Annotated in this window: 20 protein-coding genes; 7 read left to right on the forward strand and 13 right to left on the reverse strand. The window is 34.2% G+C overall.

Annotation, left to right across the window (positions count from 1 at the left end; all coding sequences use genetic code 11):
* The first annotated feature begins 179 nt into the window (after positions 1–179).
* The gene (locus tag BMY56_RS17975) at positions 180–686 is read left to right on the forward strand and encodes an OmpH/Skp family outer membrane protein (RefSeq protein WP_091627540.1); all 507 of its coding nucleotides are present in this window, start codon (positions 180–182) and stop codon (positions 684–686) included.
* A 49-nt stretch (positions 687–735) separates the two neighbouring features.
* Here the strand turns inward: BMY56_RS17975 and BMY56_RS17980 are convergent, their stop codons facing one another.
* The 3 genes from BMY56_RS17980 to rnr all read right to left on the reverse strand — a co-directional run bounded on the left by BMY56_RS17980 (position 736) and on the right by rnr (position 4,385).
* The gene (locus BMY56_RS17980; RefSeq protein WP_091627543.1) at positions 736–1,419 is read right to left on the reverse strand and encodes a LysE family translocator; all 684 of its coding nucleotides are present in this window, start codon (positions 1,417–1,419) and stop codon (positions 736–738) included.
* Between the two features lie 6 nt (positions 1,420–1,425).
* Positions 1,426–2,103 (reverse strand): head GIN domain-containing protein, encoded by a 678-nt coding sequence (locus BMY56_RS17985; protein ID WP_091627546.1) that lies wholly within the window; start codon positions 2,101–2,103, stop codon positions 1,426–1,428.
* Between the two features lie 89 nt (positions 2,104–2,192).
* On the reverse strand, positions 2,193–4,385 hold the full coding sequence (gene rnr / locus BMY56_RS17990; RefSeq protein WP_091627549.1) for a ribonuclease R: 2,193 nt from the start codon (positions 4,383–4,385) through the stop codon (positions 2,193–2,195).
* 646 nt (positions 4,386–5,031) lie between these two features.
* On the opposite strand from rnr, the gene BMY56_RS17995 reads away from it, so the two are divergent.
* Positions 5,032–5,463, forward strand: coding sequence for an RpiB/LacA/LacB family sugar-phosphate isomerase (locus BMY56_RS17995; RefSeq protein ID WP_091627552.1), 432 nt, complete (start codon positions 5,032–5,034; stop codon positions 5,461–5,463).
* Between the two features lie 109 nt (positions 5,464–5,572).
* On the forward strand, positions 5,573–6,019 hold the full coding sequence (locus BMY56_RS18000) for a GNAT family N-acetyltransferase (protein ID WP_091627555.1): 447 nt from the start codon (positions 5,573–5,575) through the stop codon (positions 6,017–6,019).
* A 48-nt stretch (positions 6,020–6,067) separates the two neighbouring features.
* Here BMY56_RS18000 and BMY56_RS18005 read toward each other — a convergent pair whose 3' ends face one another.
* The 3 genes from BMY56_RS18005 to dcm form a co-directional block, all read right to left on the reverse strand.
* Complete coding sequence (locus tag BMY56_RS18005; protein WP_091627558.1) at positions 6,068–6,442, reverse strand: hypothetical protein; 375 nt, start codon at positions 6,440–6,442, stop codon at positions 6,068–6,070.
* A gap of 80 nt (positions 6,443–6,522) precedes the next feature.
* Positions 6,523–7,131 (reverse strand): hypothetical protein, encoded by a 609-nt coding sequence (locus BMY56_RS18010; RefSeq protein ID WP_091627561.1) that lies wholly within the window; start codon positions 7,129–7,131, stop codon positions 6,523–6,525.
* A complete protein-coding gene (gene dcm, locus BMY56_RS18015) occupies positions 7,128–8,357 on the reverse strand; it encodes a DNA (cytosine-5-)-methyltransferase (protein ID WP_091627564.1) in 1,230 nt (409 codons plus the stop codon). Before dcm ends, BMY56_RS18010 begins: the two co-directional genes overlap by 4 nt.
* Before the next feature lie 56 nt (positions 8,358–8,413).
* Between dcm and BMY56_RS18020 the strand changes: the two genes are divergently transcribed.
* Positions 8,414–9,607 (forward strand): SH3 domain-containing C40 family peptidase, encoded by a 1,194-nt coding sequence (locus tag BMY56_RS18020; protein ID WP_091627567.1) that lies wholly within the window; start codon positions 8,414–8,416, stop codon positions 9,605–9,607.
* Here the strand turns inward: BMY56_RS18020 and BMY56_RS18025 are convergent.
* Together BMY56_RS18025 and BMY56_RS18030 are read right to left on the reverse strand one after the other, a co-directional pair.
* Positions 9,597–11,732 carry an outer membrane protein assembly factor BamB family protein gene (locus BMY56_RS18025; RefSeq protein WP_091627569.1) on the reverse strand — a complete coding sequence of 712 codons (2,136 nt, stop codon included), beginning with the start codon at positions 11,730–11,732 and terminating at the stop codon, positions 9,597–9,599. The two genes, BMY56_RS18020 and BMY56_RS18025, sit on opposite strands and share 11 nt — an antisense overlap.
* 19 nt (positions 11,733–11,751) lie before the next feature.
* The gene (locus tag BMY56_RS18030) at positions 11,752–13,257 is read right to left on the reverse strand and encodes a S10 family peptidase (protein ID WP_091627572.1); all 1,506 of its coding nucleotides are present in this window, start codon (positions 13,255–13,257) and stop codon (positions 11,752–11,754) included.
* A 126-nt stretch (positions 13,258–13,383) separates the two neighbouring features.
* On the opposite strand from BMY56_RS18030, the gene BMY56_RS18035 reads away from it, so the two are divergent.
* The 3 genes from BMY56_RS18035 (at position 13,384) to BMY56_RS18045 (ending at position 16,405) form a co-directional block, all read left to right on the forward strand.
* Positions 13,384–14,490, forward strand: a complete 1,107-nt coding sequence (locus BMY56_RS18035; RefSeq protein WP_245737286.1) for an acyltransferase family protein — start codon at positions 13,384–13,386, stop codon at positions 14,488–14,490.
* 145 nt (positions 14,491–14,635) lie between these two features.
* Positions 14,636–15,475 carry a PIG-L deacetylase family protein gene (locus BMY56_RS18040; protein WP_091627574.1) on the forward strand — a complete coding sequence of 280 codons (840 nt, stop codon included), beginning with the start codon at positions 14,636–14,638 and terminating at the stop codon, positions 15,473–15,475.
* Between the two features lie 51 nt (positions 15,476–15,526).
* Positions 15,527–16,405 carry a 3-keto-disaccharide hydrolase gene (locus BMY56_RS18045; RefSeq protein WP_091627577.1) on the forward strand — a complete coding sequence of 293 codons (879 nt, stop codon included), beginning with the start codon at positions 15,527–15,529 and terminating at the stop codon, positions 16,403–16,405.
* 7 nt (positions 16,406–16,412) lie between these two features.
* On the opposite strand, the gene BMY56_RS18050 is transcribed toward BMY56_RS18045, so the two are convergent.
* From BMY56_RS18050 to BMY56_RS18070, 5 genes are all read right to left on the reverse strand, one after another.
* Entirely contained in the window at positions 16,413–18,041 is a 1,629-nt protein-coding gene (locus BMY56_RS18050; RefSeq protein ID WP_091627580.1) for a S41 family peptidase, read from the reverse strand.
* Entirely contained in the window at positions 18,022–18,405 is a 384-nt protein-coding gene (gene rnpA, locus BMY56_RS18055; protein WP_091627583.1) for a ribonuclease P protein component, read from the reverse strand. Before rnpA ends, BMY56_RS18050 begins: the two co-directional genes overlap by 20 nt.
* A 73-nt stretch (positions 18,406–18,478) precedes the next feature.
* Positions 18,479–20,332 (reverse strand): M1 family metallopeptidase, encoded by a 1,854-nt coding sequence (locus tag BMY56_RS18060; RefSeq protein WP_091627586.1) that lies wholly within the window; start codon positions 20,330–20,332, stop codon positions 18,479–18,481.
* A gap of 16 nt (positions 20,333–20,348) precedes the next feature.
* Positions 20,349–22,001 (reverse strand): S8 family serine peptidase, encoded by a 1,653-nt coding sequence (locus BMY56_RS18065; RefSeq protein ID WP_091627589.1) that lies wholly within the window; start codon positions 21,999–22,001, stop codon positions 20,349–20,351.
* Between the two features lie 54 nt (positions 22,002–22,055).
* Complete coding sequence (locus tag BMY56_RS18070; protein ID WP_091627592.1) at positions 22,056–22,916, reverse strand: MBL fold metallo-hydrolase; 861 nt, start codon at positions 22,914–22,916, stop codon at positions 22,056–22,058.
* Positions 22,917–22,982: the final 66 nt, after the last annotated feature.

Consider the following 22,982-nt stretch of genomic DNA (forward strand, 5'->3'; position numbering starts at 1 on the left):
ACAAAAGATAGTTCTTTAAAACAACTTAAAAAAGATAATTAAAATAAGGATTATCTATAAAATCATAAATAGGCATAATAAAAACCAATTCTAAGAAAAATCACGTTTATAATAATCTTTAAAAATAATTTCAAATTGAAAAGCTTTATTACTTTTGCAAAACTTAAAAATGAAAAAAAATGAAAAATCTTATAGTACTATTAGCTATTGCATTATTGGCTTCCTGCCAACAAGAAAAAATCGGATATGTCGATAATGTGAAGTTGATGGATGAATACCAACAAAAAATTGATGTTGAATCAAAATTTAAAATTCAAGCTGACGCACTAGCCTCAAAAAGAGACAGTATTTCACAGGCCTTTCAAATGGAAGCACAAGCTTTTCAAGCTAAAGCACAATCTATGTCTCAAACTAAGGCACAAGAAGAATATGCAGCTATGCAACAAAAGGGTCAAATAATTGGACAACAATTACAACAACAAGATCAACAACTTCAATTAGCTGGACAAACAGAAATGGATAGTATCGTTTCTAAAGTTAAAGAAGAAATAAAATCTTATGGTAAGGCTAACGGGTATTCATACATACTAGGTGGTGGTGATGGTGGTAGTGTTCTTTATGGTATTGAAAAAAATAATTTAACAGATGAAATAGTTAAATTGCTTAATGATAAGTATAAAAAATAATAGTTATTAAATATTATAGAATAAAAAAGCCGGTTAAAAACCGGCTTTTTTATTCTATAATATTATGTTCAAATCTTTCTAATTCATGTTCAATGTTAAACTGATCCTTAGGAAGAAATCCTTTAACAATAAGTACTATACCACAAATAATAAGTATTATACCTATTATCTTTTTAACTAGAAATATTCTCTTTACAGTTAGCTTTTTCTTTAACTGTTTCGCTAATAAAATTTTAAATATATCTGTTACAAAATAGGAGAGAAGTACTGTAGCAAAAAAAGTAAAAAAACGATCCGGTTGATTATCTAAGCTAGGTCCAACAATAATAATAATACCCAGCCAGAATACAAGTACCCCAATATTTATAAAATTCAATAAAAACCCTTTTATAAATAAGCTTAAGAAATGAGATTTTTTAATTCTTTTAGATACTTCAGGTATTTCCTTACTATTATCTACCTTAAAAAAGGTAACTAAACCATAAATTAAAAGTATAACCCCTCCAAAAACATATAACCCAGGTTGATTACTTAAATTTTCCAGCAGCTGAAAACTACTAAAATAAGCAAGGAGAATAAATAAAATATCAGCTAATAAAACACCTAAATCAAAGGTAATTGCAGCCCTAAAACCCTTAACTGCACTTGTTTGTAAAAGAACAAAAAAAACAGGACCCACCATAAAACTTAAAAAAAAGCCTAAAGGAATCGCCGCTTGTATATCTTCTAACATGAAACTTTACATTCTTTTTATTGTACCGCCAAAGACAGTTTTTTCTTCTAATTTTTTTGGATTACCATACACCAAAACTTCACCACCAGCCTTAACAGTAGCCTTTACATAATCCTTTGCATTAATCTCAGCCCTAGAACCAGCATTTACATTTATCGTACAAAAATTTGTATTAAAATCTTTACCTTCATATACACCTCCTGTATTGATTTGAACATCTTGTAAATTAGAAGAACCTGTCGTTCTAATAACACCTCCAGAAACTGACTTTATTAACATTTGTTCAACTTCTGCATTTACAATAAGCTCACCACCTTCTTGTGCTTTTAGTTCTAAAACTTCTTGTTTAATTTTATCCTTGGTAACTATCCTAGCATCTTCATTGACATCAATAACTAAAATTTTATCAGAGTAATATAAGTCTACAAAAGTTTTATATCCACTAAAAATCTTACCTATTTGCATGCGTATTTTTAATACACCCTCAATATTAACAATAGCAACACTGCTGGTATTTTCACCGGAAATTATTGCTTTGTTCTCAGTAGATTTTATAAGATTAATAGATAAACCATCAAAACCTTTTACTTCCTTAAAGGGTTCTAATTTATGAGTAACCTTACTATCCTGGCCTGTAACCAAAATACATCCGAAGAGAAACATTAAAACTAATACTTGTTTCATTCTTTACGTATAAATTTGTTTATAGAAAAGCAACTAGCTTCAATGTAACCTTTCTAATACAGCCACCTTATACCAAATTCCGTTCCAAATTACTTTTTATCATCCGGAATCAAAGCAAAATCTAAATGCCTCTTAATTAAATCGGTACTTTTAACCATAACGGTTATCTCATCACCAAGTGTATATTTCTTCTTGGTACGTTCACCAACTATAGCATATTGCTTTTCATCAAAGATATAATAATCTCCCTTTATGTCTCGAATACGAATCATACCCTCACATTTGTTTGCTATAATTTCAACATATATTCCCCATTCGGTAACACCACTTATAACACCACGAAACTCCTCATCTTTATGATCCTGCATAAATTTGATTTGCATATACTTGATTGAATCACGTTCTGCGCTTGAAGCTAAATATTCCATATCGGAAGAATGCTTACATTTCTTCTGAAATTCTTCTTCTTTAGCTGAATTACCACCATCAATATAATGTTGTAATAACCTATGCACCATAACATCAGGATATCTACGAATAGGTGAGGTAAAATGTGTATAATAATCAAAAGCTAAACCATAATGACCAATATTATCAATAGTATATATAGCTTTACTCATACTACGAATAGTAAGTGTATCGACCATATTCTGCTCCTTTTTTCCCTTAACATCTTGCAGTAATTGATTTAAAGATGAACTAATAGATTTCTTATCCTTAAAATCTAATTTATGTCCAAATTTAGATACAATACCATTCAAAGCAATTAATTTATCTGGATCTGGATCATCGTGAACCCTATATACAAAAGTCTTTTTTGGTTTTTGTTTACCGATAAATTCAGCAACCTTTCTATTAGCTAAAAGCATAAACTCCTCTATTAGCTTATTAGCATCTTTAGATTCTTTAAAATAAACACCAATAGGTTCACTGTTTTCATCAAGATTAAAGCGCACTTCAACTTTATCGAAAGACAACGCACCTTGATCCATACGTTTATCACGCATAATTTTTGCTAATCGGTCCATTATCAACGTAGCTTCTACTACATCATCAGTAACAGTGTAAGACGAATCTCTAATAGATATATCTTGAGGAATAAGACCTTTACCTGTTTCTATGATATGTTGTGCCTCTTCATATGCGAAACGTTCGTTAGAGTTGATTACAGTTCTTCCAAACCATTGATTTCTTATCACAGATGTATCGTCAAGCTCGAAAATGGCAGAAAATGTATACTTCTCTTCATTAGGTCTTAACGAACAAGCATTATTAGATAATACTTCAGGCAACATTGGTACCACACGATCAACTAAATAAACAGATGTAGCTCTTTCATATGCTTCATCATCTAAAATCGTTTCTTTTTTTAAATAATGAGATACATCGGCGATATGAATGCCAATTTCAAAATTTCCATTTTCTAATATTTGAAACGATAGTGCATCATCAAAATCTTTGGCATCTTTAGGATCAATAGTAAATGTCAAAACATCCCTTACATCTCTACGTTTTAAAATTTCCTCTTTCTTAATACTAGTATCTAATCCATCGGCAAAACGTTGAACTTCTGCAGGAAAAGAATAAGGTAATCCGTATTCCGCAAGTATAGAATGTATTTCAGTATCATGTTCTCCTGGTATTCCTAAAACCTCTGTCACTTTACCAAAAGGGGAATCTACATTATCTGGCCAATCGGTAATTTCAACCAAAACCTTCTCACCATCTTTTGCGTCACCTAATTTATCTTTTGAAACAAAAATATCAGTATACATCCTAAAATCTGTAGGTCTTACGAATGCAAATGTTTTTTGCATATCTACAATTCCAACAAATGTTGTTTTGTACCGTTCAAGAACCCTTACTATTTCGCCCTCTAACTTTTTACTTTTACTTCTTGGGTATATATAAACCTCTACTTTGTCTTTATGAAAAGCTTTATTTATTTTATTCGATGGTATAAAAATATCATCATCCATACCTTCAACAACGATATAAGCATTTCCCTTACCTGTAATATCTACAGTACCTTCATGGTACGACTTGGTATTTTCTAATACTTTGTATTGGCCTCGGTCAATTTCTTGTATACGCTTCTTTTCCTTAAGCTCTGTTAACCTTTTAATTAGGATATTTCTATCTTGGGCATCGGTTATATCAATCTTGGCGGCAATCTGCTTATAATTAAAACTTTTACTAGGTTCCTTTTCAAGAACAGTAAAAATTCCTTTTGTAATTTCATTCTTTCTATGATTATTCGCCTTTTTATTTCTCTTCGACATTAAACTTTTTATTTGTTGGAAAATTACGAATTATAATCCACTACCTATTAGTCAACCTTTTATTGAAAAGTTAAGCTAATAAGTTGTTATTAACATATATATCATAATTGGCATTTTTTCTTTTAAATTAAATTAAATTTTGATGATTATTATAGTCTGTTAATAACAGGTATAACTTATTGGATTTTTACTTGATTTTATGAGATACTAAAAGTTGTTGACAGAACTTTAACCTAATTGGATATTGGAAATCAGTATTTTGAGAAGTTATAAGAATTGGTTTATAACCTCTATTAACATGAATTTATTAATAACTAAATGTAATTTTAATGTTAACGAGAGGTGTTTATTTGATAAAAATCAACTAATACTTTCTAATATTTTTATTCTTCTATCGAAGATTAAAAGTGTAAGCAGATGTCAACTTTAAAAAGCAAATTTTTAAGCATGTTTTTTTAAACAATTTATGCATGAAGTAAACTAGCTTATAACATAGTAATTAACAACTATTAAATTTTAAACTATAACAATTGTTGTCAAGTGCTTAATTTTTGTTGTGAATGCTTGATTATCGTACCTTTAACATCCATTTTATCGTTCCCCCGCATGATAAATAATGAACTATTAACCTATAAAGAATACGCTTATGAAAATAGCTATTGGTAATGACCATGCAGGGACCGAATATAAACTAGCTATTATTGGTTTATTGAAATCTATGCAAGTAGAGGTAACAAATTATGGTACCGATGGTACTGATAGTGTTGATTATCCAGATTTTGCTCATCCAGTTGCCCAAGATGTTGAAAAAGGTAAAGTTGATTTCGGTATTTTAATTTGTGGTAGTGGAAATGGGGCTTGTATGACAGCTAATAAACAACAAAATGTGAGGGCCGCTTTATGTTGGACGAAAGAAATAACACAACTAGCTAGAGAACATAACGACGCTAATATAATAAGTTTACCTGCAAGGTACATAGCCTTACCCCAAGCTCTTGAAATGATTTCCACATTTTTGAATACTCCTTTTTCTGGTGGAAGACATGAGCGTAGGGTTGAAAAAATTCCCATTAAATAAAGACCATTATATATATGTTGATAACCTTTAAAAGGCATAAGTAACTAATTAAAAATTAAATAATTAGTTGATAATAGATATAAACATAACTAGTTAATTACACCAATTTATGTTAGATATTAAAGTGAAAAAATTTAACGAATTATCTATTCAAGAATTGTATAGTTTGTTGAAGTTACGAAGTGAAATTTTTGTTGTTGAACAGGATTGTGTGTACCAAGATTTAGATGGTAAAGATGCTAAGGCACTTCATGTAATTGGAATTAATAATAATAATGAAGTTGTTGCATATACTCGAATTTTTAAACCTGGCGATTATTTTGATATAGCTAGTATAGGTAGGGTTGCCGTACATAAAGACTACAGAAAGTATGGTTATGGAAAAGATATTATGCAAGCCTCAATTAATGCTGTTAATGAAAAATTTAAGGAACAACAAATAAAAATTTCGGCACAGACCTATCTTGATAAATTTTATACAGAACTAGGTTTTAAAGCTATTGGTGAAGGATATTTAGAAGATGGAATTCCACATATTCAGATGGTAAAAAAATAAAAATGGACGCTATTAGCGTCCATTTTTATATATATATGATTAGTATATTTAAATTTTAATAGGAGTTTTATTACTCAAATTTATATCCTCTAACATACTATCCGTAAACTTATAATGCCCTTTAGTAGTTATAATTCTAAATCGGTTAGAATTCATACGGCTTAAGGTATCTAAAAACAGCCATTTGGATTTAAGTAACCTAGTTTTTGGAGATTTAAGGCTAATATCGAAATAGTATTTTCTACCATTCTTATTAGCAACAATATCTGGTGTAATGTGATCTTCTTTGCCTTTTCTAGTATATGATTTGGGAGTTTCATAACCCTCCATATCCGCTTTTATATTTTCGAAACCTGTTGCTTCTAAATGTTGAATTGATTTTTCTAAAAACGCTGTATTATCTGACTTTTCTAACTTTACCATACCTAATAATATAACAAAAAAAATGACAATTCAAAATTTTATACGTTGATTAACAATATGTTGGGATAATCGAACACATTTTAAACCAACCGCTTGGCAATCCCTTGGTCAATTAAAAATTCTAATTTTAGAATTAGATTAATCGGTTTTTCAGATTTATTATTTTTTGAAAAATATAGATAACCCTCAGTTCTTGTATTTAATTCCTTTATTTTTAATTTACCATGGTGCTCTTTATTAGCGTCACAATAAACTTTCAAAACCTCTTTGGATATAGTTTTTTTACTTAGAAAAGAAAGCAACATTTTTCGGTTAACCAATGTTATTTTACATGAAGTAAATATGTTAGGTTCATCTTCATATATAGCAGTTGCCAAAGAGTAGAAATCGGTCTTCTTATGTATATCAAAAAGCCAACCCTCTTTATAGATATCTTCTTTATAGTAGCCAAATTCAAAAGCGAATGTGGGTAAATCTTCATTTATATAATCTAATTGCGCTTTTTCGTCAATATTAAAAACAGTTTTTGTTTGCTTATGGGTAAATATAAGATCAATACCTGCCATTTGACTTTTCATATCATGAACTCGGCATGTATCATAATAGACTAAACTTTTTTCATAATACATATCTAAAAGACGAGAGAGTTGTTTCTCTTTTCTTAAATCAGATATGAAATTACTTTTCACGTCGAACTAATTTTATTAGCAAGAACATTTGCTATTTTTTGAACAACCCCCACTACTAAGGCGTTACCCATAAAAAATGCTCTTTTGGTATTAGAAATTCCTTTAAGGGCAGTATGGTCATCGGGGAACATGTTTAAACGCTCTAGTTCTAAAGGAGTTAATCTTCTCAGCCCTTTTTTGGTTTGAACTACATGTTTAAAACGAGAAGGACTTTTACCGCCTTCACCTGTAATTATTGTTCTAGAAGCATTGTCTAACGCATCTGGAAAAATCATACTTCCTTCGCTATAGTTATATGAAAATCCTGTCTTGGAAGTTCGTATTTCTTTTTTTGCACCTTTTAAATATTCCCATTTTTCATACTGATCTTCTGCAATATAAAATTCATCGGGTATTATTCCTTTTTCTAGAATATCACTTAAAACAGTTTTCTTTCCACCAAAATAAGGTAGCGTTTTAGTAGTATGAACTTTTCCTTTTATAAACACACCTGTATTTTGAAAAGGAGATAAATTTCCTTCAACATTAAAATTTTCTGATAGCGAAACCAAATCTTCGTCAATTGTAAATTCAGCTATTGTTGTTGAAGTACTGGTAATAGGAAAAGCAGATGAAATTGTTCCAGAATCAAAAATCCATTCTGTTGGTGTTATACTTTTAAATTTTTTGTAAAGGGGCGTCGACTTGTGATAACCTAAGAAGAATATACGTCTGCGACGCTGGGGCATACCATAATCTGCGGCATTTATTACCCTCCATTCTACAGCATACCCTAAATCATCAAGACTCTTTAGCATTATGGCAAAATCCCTACCTCTTTGGTTCGAGGGTGATTTTAGTAAACGATCTACATTTTCTAAAAAAAGATACTTTGGCGGATTTTTCTTTTCCGATAATATTCTATGAATACTCCACCATAACACTCCTTTTTTACCAATTAAACCCTTAGAATTTTGCAAGGTAGTAGCTACAGAATAATCCTGACAGGGAAAACCACCCACTAAAATATCTGCATCTGGTATTACTTTCGTTTCTACTTCAGAAATATCTATAGTACTATGGTTTTGTTTTCCAAACCGGGCTTCGTAAACTAGTGAAGCATGCTGTATTTTTGTACTGGGTTCCCATTGATTGCTCCAGACTACTTTATATTTGTCTGAGTCCTCTAAACCCAAGCGAAATCCACCAACACCAGCAAAAAGTTCTATGACCTTAAGTTTCTTCATTTGCGATAAATTTACATAAATTCACAAGGCTAATACAATTAGAAATTTTTTTAGGTATGAAGAAAACGCTGTTTCCAAAAGCTTTTGTGTTGATTTTGATAGCATTAAATATAGCATGTAGTACCAATTTAGAAGAAAAGAAAATTTCTAACGATGAGATTGAGAACATAAAACAATTTTTTGCGCCTGATAAGCGAACAGCACTTTTTAATGTAGAAGCTTTAGAAAACCCTTCTGGTCTAAAATTGATAGGCGAAAGTAATTTGCCAAACGCAGTAGATTCTCTAAAAGCGATTTTGAAGGAGAAAGGAATTCAGGTTGTAGATGAAATTAATATACTTCCATCATCAGATTTGAAAGGCAAAACGAAGGCCGTTATTAATATTTCTACGGCCAATCTAAGAAGCAATCCGAAGCACTCTGCAGAATTAGCAACCCAAGCTATTCTTGGCACAGAGGTCAATGTTTTAAAAAAGGATTCAGATTGGTATTTGATACAAACACCAGATGAATACTTGGCATGGGTAGATGCTGGCGGTATTCAATTAATGGACGAGAAAAGTTTATCTCAGTGGGCAACTTCAAACAAGATTATATATACAAATACCTACGGTCATGCATTTGATTTAACAGATGCAAGTATTCGAGTATCTGACCTTGTTGCCGGAAGTATTTTGAAGGTTTTAGAGGAAGAAGGAGGGAATTATAAAGTTCAATTTCCAGATGGTAGACAAGCTTTAGTTTCTAAAGAAGAAGCCAGGGATTATACATCATGGTTATCAAGTTTAAGTTATGATGCCAATTCACTAATCGAAACCTCAAAATCATTAATGGGGGTGCCTTATTTGTGGGGAGGGACATCAACGAAGGGAGTTGATTGTAGCGGTTTCACCAAAACTATTTATTATATGAATGGTATGGTGATTCCACGAGATGCATCACAGCAGGTACATACAGGTAAATCGATAGATTCCATTGCAGATTTTAGTAAATTAGATAAAGGTGATTTGTTGTTTTTTGGTAGAAAAGCAACTGATTCGACTGCAGAAAAAGTTGTTCATGTGGGTATGTGGATTGGCGACAATCAATTTATCCATTCTTCAAATATGGTTCGGGTAAGTAGTGTAGATAAGAACGCCTCTAATTTTGATGAATACAATGTTGGTCGTTATTTACGAACCAAAAGATTACTTAAAGAGGAAGATAAAAACATTATCAATTTAAAGAAAGCATTACAGATTAAGGGTTAGCCAATGCAAAGGCAATAATCTGATTTCCTTTTTTGGTTCCTAATTTTTCGCCTCCACAAGCGAGAACGATATACTGTTTGCCCTTGTATTCATATGTACTTGGTGTGGCAAATGAAGCTGCAGGCAGTTCATATTCCCATAGAAGTTCACCAGTTGTTTTATTAAATGCCCTAAAAAAACCATCTTTTGTGGCGGCAATAAGCAATAGTCCGTTTTGGGTAATGATTGGCCCGCCATAATTTTCAGTTCCAGTGGTAGGGAAACCTTTTTCTTTTAGTGACATGGTTTCCCCAAAGGGAATAGACCATAAAAAATCACCTGAATTTAAATCGATAGCGTTTAGTGTTCCCCAAGGTGGTGATAGCCCAGGTAAGCCATTACTATCTAAAAACTTAGTATAGCCACCATGTAAGTATGGGTTCTCTTCTAAGGTGTTGGCAATTTCCTTTTTTCCTTGAGGCTCTGAAGGCTGCTCCTCATTGAACAGAAATTGAAGCAAAGCATCTTTTTCTATATTGGACAATGTTGGAAAACCGGTCATCATACCTTTGCCTTGAGTAACAATAGAGACTACCTCTTCTTTGCTTCTCTTAAGATTAATATCTACTAGAGAAGGAAAACCGCTAGCTACTAAACCTTTTCTATCTGACTGATGACAAGTAGCACATTTACTACTATAAATTCGTTTACCTAAGGGCATTTCTGGAGCATTTGCTTCATTGACCTTCATCTTTAAATTCCAAGCCATTTCATTGGAATTCACGTATAAAATTCCATCTTCAGGATCAACACCTGCACCTCCCCATTCAGCGCCCCCATCATAACCAGGAAGCAATAAGGTAGGTTCAAGACTAGGTGGATTATACACTTCTTTTTCTGCAGACTCAAAAAATTCTAAAAGCTCCTCCTTATTCTCGGCATAAGGGCTGATATCCTTTTTTGTTAGCTCATTTGATTGTCGCGCAAAAGGCTTCGGTTTTGTGGGAACAGGTTGTGTAGGCCAAGATACTTCACCAGTTAATGTTGAAGGTGAAACAGGTACTTCTTCAATATCAAACAAAGGCTCCCCTGTTAAACGATCAAATAGGAAAACATATCCTTGTTTGGTGACTTGTGCCACCGCTTTTATTTTTTGACCATTATGATTTACTGTTAACAAATTAGGTGGGGCCGGAGGATCGCGGTCCCAAATATCATGATGGGTGAATTGAAAATGCCAAATGTACTCGCCTGTATTTGCATTTAAAGCCACTAATGAATTAGCGAAGAGGTTGCTTCCCAAACGGTCACCACCATAAAAGTCTGGTGCAGCAGAACCTGTTGGCACATAAATGATTTCTGCTTCTTCGTCTAATGCCATACCCGCCCAGTTATTGGCAGCACCAACCATTGGGCTTTTATAGGCGTTGGGGTCTACCCAAGTCTCATACCCTAATTCTCCTGGGTGAGGTATTGTGTGAAATACCCATTCTGGTTTACCGGTAATTATATTAAAAGCCATAACATCACCTGGTGCTGCATCAGAACCTTCAGATATACGTAATGGCATTACAATAATGTCTTTAAAAACAGTACCAGGGGTGTTTGAGATAACGAACTTATCTTTGGCCGATTCAGGCATTCCTGAACGCATATCTATTTTGCCATTGTTACCAAAAGAGGTAATAGGTAATCCGGTGAGCGCATCAAGAGCATAAAGATCAGCACCACGTGTGCATAGAATACGCTTGTCATTTCCTTTTTCCCAATAAGAGACACCTCTACTTGTAGAATGCCAAACTTGAACCGAATCGCCGAATTGCCATAGTTCATTACCGGTTTCAGCATGAAGTGCTACTACGCGTAATGCTGCAGTTACCCCATAGACAAGGCTATCAACAACCAAAGGATTCATTTGCATTTGTCCCCAATCGGGCGCTTCGTATCGCCAAACAACTTCTAATTGCGAGACATTTTGAGGTGTAATTTGGTTAAGGCTCGTAAAATGACTTCTACCAGAATCACCTAAATAGGATGACCATGTAGTATACATCTTATTATCTTTTAATGAAGTTTCTTCATTACAACCAACAAGAATGCAAAGCGATAGAATAAAAAATATAATTAAATAGGAGGTAATCCTCATAAGATGCTATTTCTAATACTTAATTAGTACTTATAAATTCACGAATATCTTTACTTAACTGAATTAAATCTGGTTCGTGGGTATACATCATATGACCCGCTTCGTAGTACTTCATTTGAACACGTTCTTTCACAATTCCGTTTCTATCAAAAGTGTATTCCGCATCAAAAAATGGAGTAATTAAATCATAATAACCACTTGCCACCATTACTTTCATTGCAGTGTTTCTACGCATAGTTTCCCCTAAAGCTGGAGCTGTATTTACCGGCATTGGCTCCCAATATTGAGTGTCCGGCACAGTTCTCCAGCGCCAATTTGAACCACCACCAGATGTAATATAAGGTCTGTCCATTTTTATTTTTAATTCTGATGCAAAGTAATGGTTAAGACTTGCGGTATAGGCAGCACTAATTTGGTAGCTGGCAGCATCCCCTAAATGAGGCTTTTCAGACACCTTATCTTCTTCGTCCCCCATAAATCGTCCGTCAAGACGACCAATAGCCAATCCTTTATCCAATAATAATTGTTTTTGAAAGCGACCCATTAGTATTCTTAGGTTTGAACGAAGTATGTAGGTTTTGTCAAGCCCAGTAAAATAGGATAGCTTTTCAGCGATTGCATTTTTTTCTTCATCAGTAAGCAAATTACCTTTATAAAGTGCAGGAACATAAGTGCTATAAGTAAAATCACGACATTCTTGAGTAAAACTTTCCAGTGTTTTACCTTGTCCGGCTTTTTTGTGATACCATGCAGTGGCAGCCATACTTGGTAAATAGGTGATAAATGAAGTAATGTTATTTGGTTCTGATGTAGAGCCCGCATAATCGAGTGCTTGAGAAATTAATATCATTCCGTTCAAAGCCATATTTTGTCCGGATTCTTCCAAAGCTTTGCCAAGAGCTGCGGCACGTGTAGTTCCATAACTTTCACCTGCCAAATATTTAGGAGAAAACCAGCGCTCGTTTTCTGTTACCCATTTACGAATAAATTGGGCGAACGAACCTACATCTTCTTTAAGTCCGTAGAAATCTTTCCCCTCACCTTTTCCAACTAATCTACTATACCCTGTACCTACAGGGTCAATGAAGACTAAATCGGTTAGGTCTAATAAACCATTTTCATTGTTTACTAGGTTGTATGGTGCTGCACCATCATCATTTTTGGCGTCAGAATCTACCTTTACTATTTTAGGTCCAAAAAACCCCATATGCAACCACATGGAAGCAGAGCCTGGGCCACCATTAAAAACGAAAGTTACAGGTCGTTTAGTGACATCACCCATCGATGTTTTGGTGTATGCAACCGACCAAAAAGAGGCTATTGAATCACCATCTTTATTCGTTAGAAAAGTTTCTTTTGCAGTAGTAGTATAATCAATGGTTTTACCGCCAAAGACTCCTTGATGTTTTGTGATGAAAGATTTAGCTTCTGGAATTGCTTTAGGGGTTGATTCTTTTTTAGTCTCTTGCCCCTGTGATAGCAGACATATTAGTAAGCTACTGGTTATTAAAAAAAAGTTTCGCATAATTTGAATTGCTAAATATGTGAGGTTTTAATTTGTCAATTTAAAAGTAGGGATAAAATATGAACAGTTACTTTTTTCATTTAAATCAATTACATTTAAGAGAAAGTCCAAATAAATCGAAAAATAATGGCTCAATTATCTGCACCAATTTCTGAACGACTTTATTCTTTGGATGTGTTTAGAGGGGTGATTATGTTTTTATTAATAGGGGAAGCAGCAGGATTTCACCATCACTTTTTCGAACTTACCCAAGGCACATTTTTAGAACCGTTGGCATTACAATTGCACCATCATCCGTGGAACGGATTGCGGTTTTGGGACCTAATTCAGCCTTTTTTTATGTTTATTGTGGGGGTAGCTATGCCTTTTTCGCTGCGAAAACGTCTTGCAACAGGTAATAGAAAAAATGTAACTAAGCATATTTTAAAACGATGCTTTCTTTTGTTCAGCTTTGGTGTCTTATTGCATTGTGTTTATAACCATGCCTTGGTTTGGGAATTATGGAATGTTTTAGTGCAATTGGCATTTACTATTTTGATAGCCTACGCCATTATGGACATGTCACATAAAAATCAAATAATTATATCTGTAGCACTGTTGGTTCTGACAGAACTTTTATATAGAAGTTATAACCCCGAAGCACCCTATGCAGAAGGGCATGATAGTTTTGGTTCCTATGTTGATATGTTGGTAATGGGAAAGGTAAATAGTGGCTATTGGGTTTTTGTAAACTTTATTCCTACTGCAGCACACACCATTTGGGGCGTATTATGTGGACAATTATTATTACAGAACAAATTGGCATCTTACAAACTAAAAACTTTTCTGATTTGGGGAATTTCAATCTTGATATTAGGTATTGTCTTAGATGTTTTAAACATTACTCCTATAATTAAACGCATTGCGACAACCTCTTTCACCCTAACTTCTGGTGGTTTGGCTATCTTAACCTTAGCCTTTTTCTATTGGGTTATAGATGTAAGGGCTGACCATAAAAAATGGGGCGCTGTGTTTTCGGTAGTAGGAACCAATGCCATATTCATTTATCTATTTGCCGAAACAGTAGGTGTACAATGGTTTAGAGATTTTGGCTTAATATGGACGGACGGGGTATTAGCACCATTTGGTGTATCAGAAGAACTTATCTTAGTCTTTAACTCACTGGTTGTATTATTTATTTTTTGGTTTATCACCTCCTTTTTAGACAAGAAAAAAATTTATTTCAAAATATGAATTGTTAAGTACATAAAAACACAACACTTGAATTCCACTTTTCATCATCTAGTAAAAGCATTAACATTACAAATTTGTTACACAACAGTATAAAAAAGTGTAAATCAAACAACATTTGTTATATTCATAAGTAAAAGGAGGCATTATGAACAATAAAAAAGGGGCATTTTTAATTTTCATTGGGCACCATTCTTTAATTCTTATTTTTCTTACAACATTATTACTTTTTGAAACAGGTGAACTACAAGGTCAAAAACCTTTTGAAGGCAAGTCCGTTATGGCAGTATTTGCACACCCGGATGATGAAAGTACGATTGCCCCAATTTTGGCAAGGTACACAAGGGAAGGCGCTAAGGTATATTTGGTAATTGTTACTGACGGCAGATATGGCACAAATGATTTTCATGACCATATAGCGGGCGAAACTTTGGTTGTTACTCGTAAAGAAGAAATGAAGTGTGCCGCTAATCAATTAGGTGCAGAATTAATACATTTAGATTATCACGACCAGTTAAAGGCCGATGAAGGCTATGATGGCCATGTACCATATGCAAGAGCCATTATTTTAGAATTGAAAGATATTATTCAGAGAATTAGGCCAGATGTTTTAATCACTTGGGGTCCAGATGGTGGCTCAACCCATATGGACCATAGGTTAGTAGGAGCATCGGTAACACAGGTATATTTAAGTAGTGAATGGCAAAAGCCTATGTACTTGTTCTTTTATGGCACACCTACTGAATCAATAGATGACGCTGACACCAAAACACTGAGAGGACAACATAAGAAATACTTACGAACTAAAATTTCATATTCAGTGGCAGATCTTCGTACAGCATTTGATTCCTACAAATGTCATTATAGCCAAATAGACCCTAACTTAACCAAAGAAGAATTTATGAATAGAAGAAATAAAAACGAACGAATCATTTATTTGAGAAAGTTTGAAGCACCATCAAAAGATGCTGATTCTGTCTTTGAATAGTTAAGTTTTGTAGTACATAAAATTTATCCGATTAATCCTAAAAACCAATAAATGAAAACAGTAGTACTTAAAACAAGTTTCCTTTATACAGCTTTGCTTTTCATAGTAGGTTGTGGTATAACAAATTCTCAACAAGTAGAAGGCGGCGATTGGGAAACCATGTTTAATGGAGAAGACCTAAAAGGGTGGACCACAAAAATTCATCATTATGAAGTTGGTGATAATTATGGAGATACATTTAGAGCTGAGGATGGCATGGTAAAAGTGCGCTATGATCAGTATGAAGGTGAGTTTAACGAGCGTTTTTCACATTTGTATTATGACAAACCCTTTTCGGATTTTCATTTAACCATGCAATACAGGTTTGTTGGTGAACTTTATCAAGGAGCGCCAGAGTACACTCTAAAGAATAGTGGTATTATGTTTCATTCACAAGACCCAAAAACGATGCTTAAAGAGCAAGACTGGCCAATTTCTGTTGAAATGCAATTTTTGGCAGGCATAGAAGAGGGTAAAGAACGACCTACGGGCAATATGTGCTCTCCGGGTACCGATGTTGTCTATGAAGGTAAAATAGACCCTAGACACTGTATTAATTCGAGTTCAGACACCTATTTTGGAGATCAATGGGTGACAGCCGAATTAATTGTATATCATGATTCATTAGTCAAGCACATCATTAATGGAAAAACAGTATTAGAATATACTAAGCCACAAATTGGAGGAGAAGTAGCAAATGGCTATGACCCTAAAATTAAGCAAGATGGTAAGCCTTTAAAAGAAGGCTTGATAGCACTACAAAGCGAAGGTCAACCTATCGATTTTAGGGATATTAAAATCAGGAATTTAAAAGGGTGTACAGATCCTAAGGCTAAAAACTATAAAGAGTACTACATTGTTTCAGATGCTAAATCGTGCTCTTATAATTAGATGATTTCTATTTTAAAATAGCGCTATACTTAGAAGTATTTCCTAATAATTCTGTTGCTGCTAAAATAGCGTCATCGTTATTTAAATAATACTGGTATAAACCATCTCTATAGAAGTATCGTTTTACGATTTCATCTTCTAGGTTTTTTTGAATCTCACTTTGGTATTTGTCAAGGGCATTTATTTTCCCTTTTTCTATATTCGCCAAAAGTGTTTTATAACTATCCTTAACGTCGCTACCTAAAAAATCATTTTCATCTCCTGAAAGTGCAATTTTAATAGCCTTTTCTGCTTTGGTCTCAAAAGAGAAACTACTTTTCTTTACATCATTTTTAAAAGCACTAAAATCGGCATCTGTAAATTTAAAATCTGTAACCGAGTTGAATTTATGCGCATAAAAGTAATTGGTAGCATAATCAAAAATAACGTTGTTTTGAAGTAAGGCCAATGTAAGATCATTAGTTTTAGAGGTAGCCACTTCAATGTCAGGTAGAATTCCCCCACCATCTTGTACTTTTCTGCCGTTACGTGTAGCGAAATCAGTATATGTTGTGTTTCTTACTGCATTGCCACTTTCGTCTCTATTCCAATAATCCAATGCTTGAATACAGCGACCAGAAGCAGTGTAGTATCTTGAAATGGTTACTTTTAATTGTGTCCCGTACGTTAATTTTAAGGGGCGTTGAACTAGGCCTTTTCCAAAACTTCTTGCGCCCATGATTACCGCCCTATCTAAATCTTGCAAGCTGCCCGATACAATTTCACTTGCCGAAGCGCTGCTGCCATTTACTAAAACCACTAGAGGAATATCCTCATCTACAGGTTGATTATTGGTATGGTATTCACGATTAAATTTTTTGACTTTAGATTTAGTTGTTACCACTAATTCCCCTTTATGAACGAAAAGATTAGTCACATTAATAGCTTCAGAAAGTAACCCGCCAGGGTTATCTCTAAGGTCTAGTATTATTTTTTCGGCACCTTTTCCTTTTAAGTCCAACAAGGCGGCCTTTGTTTGTTCAGATGCTTTTGCATTGAATTTTGCTAGTACGATATAACCAGTTTTATCATCGATCATATTAAAGTAGGGAACCGCATCAACCTCTATACCTTCACGAGTAATAGTTGTTGTATTTGTTTTGCCCTGTCTTTTATATGTTACGGTCACTGTTGAACCGTTAGCACCTTTTAAGAGCTCACTGGCATTTTCTTCGAAATCAGCCACTTTGATATCTCCAATCTGTATGATCTCGTCTCCCGCTTTTAAACCAGCCTTATCTGCCGGATATCCTTGGTGTGGCTCTATGATTAACAACTTATCTTTAAATGAGCGAACCATTGCGCCTATGCCAGAATATTCACCTGCATTATTTATGCGATAGGTTTCAACATCTTGTTCGTTTAAAAACTTGGTGTACGGATCCAATTCCTCTAACATGTTTTTAATGGCGGTATCCATTAATTCTGCAGGGTTGGTTTCATCCACATAATTCATGTTCAATTCTTTGAACAGGGTGGTGAAAATTTCTATTTGCTTCGCTATTTCAAAAAAGTCACTTTTATAACTACTTCCTACAAAAAGAAAGACAATCGCTATAACGGGTACAAGTACTTTTTTACTGAGTATTTTTTTCATTAATCTGGAGCTTAAACTTGTTCAATACGAGCTTCATTTTCTGGTCTAATAGCTCAAAGGAAGGCATATCCTTACTAAGGTATAAAAATAGAAACGCAAAGTTTGCATCTGTATTGTTAAAAACCAATCCTTTATTAAGTCTGTAAGACTCTCGTAATAGACGCTTTATTCTATTTCTTTTAACGGCACTTTTAAAATTCCTCTTAGATACAGTAACTCCGGTTTGTATAGGAGCTTCCTTCTTTTCAGTAGAGATATAAATTAATTTCAACGGATATACGGAAACACCCTTGCCTTCCTCAAACAATTGTGTGAAGAGCTTTTTACTTTTAAGTTTTTCCTTTTTACCGAAGGATACATCCATTCCGAAATAATTATTATAAATATTTTACCCCTTCAAAAGGAAGCATTGATATCTTAAACAGTGCTATATCCAATTACTCCGCTTGCCAAACATTGTTTTCCAAATTAATGTCAGCCATTAATTGTGATGGATCTATAACAATAGCTTTTATGGAAGAAATAGGTTTGTTTATTACAAAATCATAGGTAGGATAGGCCCAAGCCCAATCTTTAATTACAGTTCTTTCTATACCTTCATATGGGTTTTCTTTTTCACCCCGCATCATGCGTAAAGGTGCATACAAAGTTTCCCTGCTATCGTCATTGTAAACAACAAGAATATCTAGAGGCATAGGCATCAAACCGATGCGTTCTAAAGTCACTTTAGTATTATTATTTAAAGCGGCAACTTCTTTTATACCATAATCAATGGTATTCGTTGTTTGGGTCCAATCGGTTAAATACCAATCTAGTTCAAAACCAGAGACTTTTTCTGCAACTCGTTTAATATCATTAGGTACTGGATGCTTAAATTTAAAATCAGCATAGTATTTACGAATGGTCTCCATTAATTTATCTTGACCGATTATATACCCTAATTGAGATAAGAAAATAGAACCTTTACTATAAGCAGATATGCCGTAAGCAAAATTAAGGTCATAGCGATCTGCGTGGGTAGTCTGTGGTTGTTCTTTACCTGAAAGCGCTAGATTTCTATACCCTTTGTAAGTACCCTCAAAAGGATTGTCCTTATCTAAGTCCATTATTTCGCTCATACAAAGTTTAGAGATAAAAGAAGTAAACCCTTCATCCATCCACTCGTGTTTTGCCTCATTGGTGGCTAATATGTGCTGAAACCAAGAATGCGCCATTTCATGAGCCATTACGCCTACTAAGCTACCAAATTTACGGTCACCGGTTATTAGGGTAGACATGGCATATTCCATACCACCATCACCACCTTGAATTACAGAATATTGGTCATAAGGATATTCGCCTATATTTTTACTAAAAAACTCCATAGCCTCAACTGTTTTTGGTTGAAGATTTTTCCAGTTTTCTAAGATTTTAGGATTGTTTTTATATAGAAAATGTATTACCGGACCATTAGGAACTTGTTGAATATCGTGAATATATTCAGGATCTGCAGCCCACATAAAGTCATGAACCATTGGCGCTTTAAAATGCCAGGTTAATGTTTTCCCTTTTTGCTTTTTGATTTTTGTTCCCGGCGTTTCATAACCGTGTCCTATTTCATTTGGGTTTTGAAGATAACCAGTACCACCAACAGTATAATTTTTATCTATGGTTAATTTCACATCAAAATCGCCCCAAACCCCTTGAAATTCACGTGCTATATAAGGATCTGCATGCCATCCCTCAAAATCATATTCCGCAAGTTTTGGATACCATTGGCTCATAGACAATGCAACACCTTCTTCGTTGTTTCTACCAGAACGTCTAATTTGAAGAGGAACCTGACCTTTAAAAGTCATATTAAAAGTAGATTTACTGCCTGGTGCTATTGGTGAGGCTAAGTCAACGACCAATACAGTGCCTTCTTCAGAAAACGCTACGTTCTTACCATCTTGTGTTAAAGAAGTAGGGTGTAGATATCCCATTTCACTTTCAGATAGGGTAGAAATTCTACTCTTCTTTTCTTCTGTTGTCATACGACCATCAGGATCAGCAATGGTTTGCAAACGAATATCCATTTCACTATCTGGTTGAAAAGCATTGAAATATAAATGGAAGTAAACCCTTTTTAATTCATCTGGCGAATTATTGGTGTAGACCAATATTTGGGTTCCTGTATATTGAAAATTATCCACATCCATACTCACATCCATGGTATAGTCAACATGCTGTTGCCAGTAGTCGGTTTTATTCTGAGCTATTAACCCAATAGTGAATAATGCGATAAAAAAACTTAAAATTGATTTAATCATGTGTGTCTTGTAATTATTATAATTGAAATTTTCCGGCAGCTACTTTACTTGCCAAAACCAAAGCATTATATGCGTTCGCAATCTTACCTGATGTAGAAATTTCATTAAGAGAACCGCTCTTTCTTCCATCGCTTCCTAAAATTACTGTAGTTTTAATGGGTAATCCAGATTGTAAAATTATTTTTTTTACCTGTGCGGCACTAAGTGATGGATATTGTGACATAACCAATGCGGCAATGCCCGCTACTGCAGGTGCTGCCATTGAGGTGCCTGGTGAGTATTCATATTCATTGTTCGGGTAGGTAGAATAAATATCGGTTCCTGGAGCAAAAATATCAACATTTACTTTACCGTAATTTGAATAGCTTGCCACCAATTCTGAACCATATTTAGGATTCAAAGCACCAACGGTTATTACATTATCTGCCATTTCGGGACCATTGTTTATTTGATCGTTAGGATAATTACCATTAGTTGGGTCATCTAAATTAGCCCCATCATTACCTGCTGCATGTACAAAAAGAACATTGTTATCAGCTGCATATTTAATTGCTTCATACACCCATTCTGCTTTTGGTGAAAATGATTTTCCAAAACTCCCGTTTATCACTCGGGCACCATTATCAACAGCATAGCGAATACCTCGCGCAATATCTTTATCATATTCATCTCCATTTGGCACCGCTCTTATACTCATAATGGCAACGTTGTTGGCAACACCATTTACTCCTTTGCCATTATTACGTTCAGCAGCTATAATACCAGCAACGTGTGTGCCATGGCTTTCATCATCAACTCTGTTTTTTGGGTTACCGTTACCATAATTTACATCACTTATATCATATGCGTCATCACCTACAGGTAATCTACCATTAAAGTCTTTATTTAAGTTGTAGTTGAGTTGATCGGAATAATATTTAATACCATCATTTAATTCCTTTAAAACTTCAGGAATAGAGTCCTTAATGCTAAACATTTGATTAAGAATCGCAATATTATTTTGCATGGCTTCATCAGCTGCCTTTATATCTGCCAAATCTTCTTTAGTATACGTGTCCTTCTTCAAATATGTTTTAACACTTGCATCTGCATTTTTAACAGCTTGTAGTATTTGCTCGTATTGCTGTTTGCCTTGTAATGCTTCGTTATATTTTGCATCTAACTTTGCTTTTGCCTTCGAAAGCGTTGCTGCATCACCAATGTTTAAGCGCAGCATACGAACGTATTCTAATTGTTCATTGTATGATTCTCCTAAAAAATTATAACCATGAATATCATCAATATAGCCATTGCCATCATCATCTTTATTGTTGCCTGCTTTTTCTTTTGTATTAGTCCACAAAACATCATCAAGGTCTTCGTGGTTTAAATCAATACCAGAATCTAGCACTGCCACTATGGTTTTAGTTCCTTTTCTGTTTTTTATAATTTCATCGTATGCTTTATCAACACTCATGCCTGGTATGGTGTCTGCTACTAAATCTAAATGTCCCCAATTATTCTTTTCGCTTGTGGTAAGGTCTGCTATTTTTAAAGGGGTTGTATCAATATTCTCAACGGGAGTGAGAATTAATCCGCCCCCTCCTGTTGCCGAACTTGTACTACCGCAACTGGTTAATAATGAAACAATTGAAAGAGCTAAAAACGATTTTAAATATGTATTTGTCATGAATGGGAAACTTTATTTTATGTGATTTATTAGTTAATGTATAGTAACGTAAAGTTAATTGAAGATTTCGTCAAAAGAGTAAGTTTGATTTAATCGAACTCCTTTTTCGGTATGTTTTAAGGTACACAGTTGATTATGTGCGTCATGTTCAAAAAATAGATAGTAATTGTTTTTCACAGCATCATTTAAGAACAATTCTTTTTCTGTCATAGTAATTAACGGCCTTGTGTCATAACCTATTACGTAGGGTAATGGAATATGCCCAACAGTTGGTATAAGGTCGGCCACGTATGCAATAGTTTTTCCTTTATAAGAAAATTGAGGTAACATTTGTTTTTCGGTATGACCGTCTACAAAACGGATGTCAAAACCTAATGGACTATTTTTTAGAAAGCTTTTATCTGTATGGTTGATAAAAGTTAATTGACCGCTCTCTTGCATAGGGATAAGGTTTTCTTTTAAAAATGAAGCTTTTTCTCGCGGATTAGGATCTGTCGCCCATTTCCAATGTTTCTCATTTGTCCAAAACGTAGCATTTTTAAAAGCAGGTTCAAAGCCAGTTTTGTCTTTATTCCATTGAATGGCACCGCCACAATGGTCAAAATGTAGGTGGGTCAAAAAAACATCGGTAATATCATCTCTATGAAAACCAAGTTTTTCTAGCGAAGCATCTAAGGTAAAATCTCCCCAGCGATAATAGTAACCAAAAAACTTGTCAGACTGCTTGTTCCCCATTCCTGTATCTATCAAAATCAAGCGGTCGCCATCTTCAATCAATAGACTTCTAGCCGCAATATCAATTAAATTATTGCTATCTGCAGGGTTAGTTTTTTGCCAAATAGTTTTTGGCACTACCCCAAACATAGCACCACCGTCTAATTTAAAATTACCGGTTTCAACGGGATAAATTTTCATAAGGGGCAAAATAACAAAAGTGGATTAAATCTTGGGTTTATTAAGAATATATTATCATTTGGCCCT

Origin of the sequence: Maribacter orientalis (genome assembly GCF_900109345.1) — a bacterium.
Classification (GTDB): domain Bacteria; phylum Bacteroidota; class Bacteroidia; order Flavobacteriales; family Flavobacteriaceae; genus Maribacter; species Maribacter orientalis.

Coding starts and splice junctions, on each gene's coding strand:
- BMY56_RS17975 (WP_091627540.1), top strand. CDS start 180: ATGAAAAATCTTATAGTACTATTAGCTATTGCATTATTGGCTTCCTGC.
- BMY56_RS17980 (WP_091627543.1), bottom strand. CDS start 1,419: ATGTTAGAAGATATACAAGCGGCGATTCCTTTAGGCTTTTTTTTAAGT.
- BMY56_RS17985 (WP_091627546.1), bottom strand. CDS start 2,103: ATGAAACAAGTATTAGTTTTAATGTTTCTCTTCGGATGTATTTTGGTT.
- rnr (WP_091627549.1), bottom strand. CDS start 4,385: ATGTCGAAGAGAAATAAAAAGGCGAATAATCATAGAAAGAATGAAATT.
- BMY56_RS17995 (WP_091627552.1), top strand. CDS start 5,032: ATGAAAATAGCTATTGGTAATGACCATGCAGGGACCGAATATAAACTA.
- BMY56_RS18000 (WP_091627555.1), top strand. CDS start 5,573: ATGTTAGATATTAAAGTGAAAAAATTTAACGAATTATCTATTCAAGAA.
- BMY56_RS18005 (WP_091627558.1), bottom strand. CDS start 6,442: ATGGTAAAGTTAGAAAAGTCAGATAATACAGCGTTTTTAGAAAAATCA.
- dcm (WP_091627564.1), bottom strand. CDS start 8,357: ATGAAGAAACTTAAGGTCATAGAACTTTTTGCTGGTGTTGGTGGATTT.
- BMY56_RS18020 (WP_091627567.1), top strand. CDS start 8,414: ATGAAGAAAACGCTGTTTCCAAAAGCTTTTGTGTTGATTTTGATAGCA.
- BMY56_RS18025 (WP_091627569.1), bottom strand. CDS start 11,732: ATGAGGATTACCTCCTATTTAATTATATTTTTTATTCTATCGCTTTGC.
- BMY56_RS18030 (WP_091627572.1), bottom strand. CDS start 13,257: ATGCGAAACTTTTTTTTAATAACCAGTAGCTTACTAATATGTCTGCTA.
- BMY56_RS18035 (WP_245737286.1), top strand. CDS start 13,384: ATGGCTCAATTATCTGCACCAATTTCTGAACGACTTTATTCTTTGGAT.
- BMY56_RS18040 (WP_091627574.1), top strand. CDS start 14,636: ATGAACAATAAAAAAGGGGCATTTTTAATTTTCATTGGGCACCATTCT.
- BMY56_RS18045 (WP_091627577.1), top strand. CDS start 15,527: ATGAAAACAGTAGTACTTAAAACAAGTTTCCTTTATACAGCTTTGCTT.
- BMY56_RS18050 (WP_091627580.1), bottom strand. CDS start 18,041: ATGAAAAAAATACTCAGTAAAAAAGTACTTGTACCCGTTATAGCGATT.
- rnpA (WP_091627583.1), bottom strand. CDS start 18,405: ATGGATGTATCCTTCGGTAAAAAGGAAAAACTTAAAAGTAAAAAGCTC.
- BMY56_RS18060 (WP_091627586.1), bottom strand. CDS start 20,332: ATGATTAAATCAATTTTAAGTTTTTTTATCGCATTATTCACTATTGGG.
- BMY56_RS18065 (WP_091627589.1), bottom strand. CDS start 22,001: ATGACAAATACATATTTAAAATCGTTTTTAGCTCTTTCAATTGTTTCA.
- BMY56_RS18070 (WP_091627592.1), bottom strand. CDS start 22,916: ATGAAAATTTATCCCGTTGAAACCGGTAATTTTAAATTAGACGGTGGT.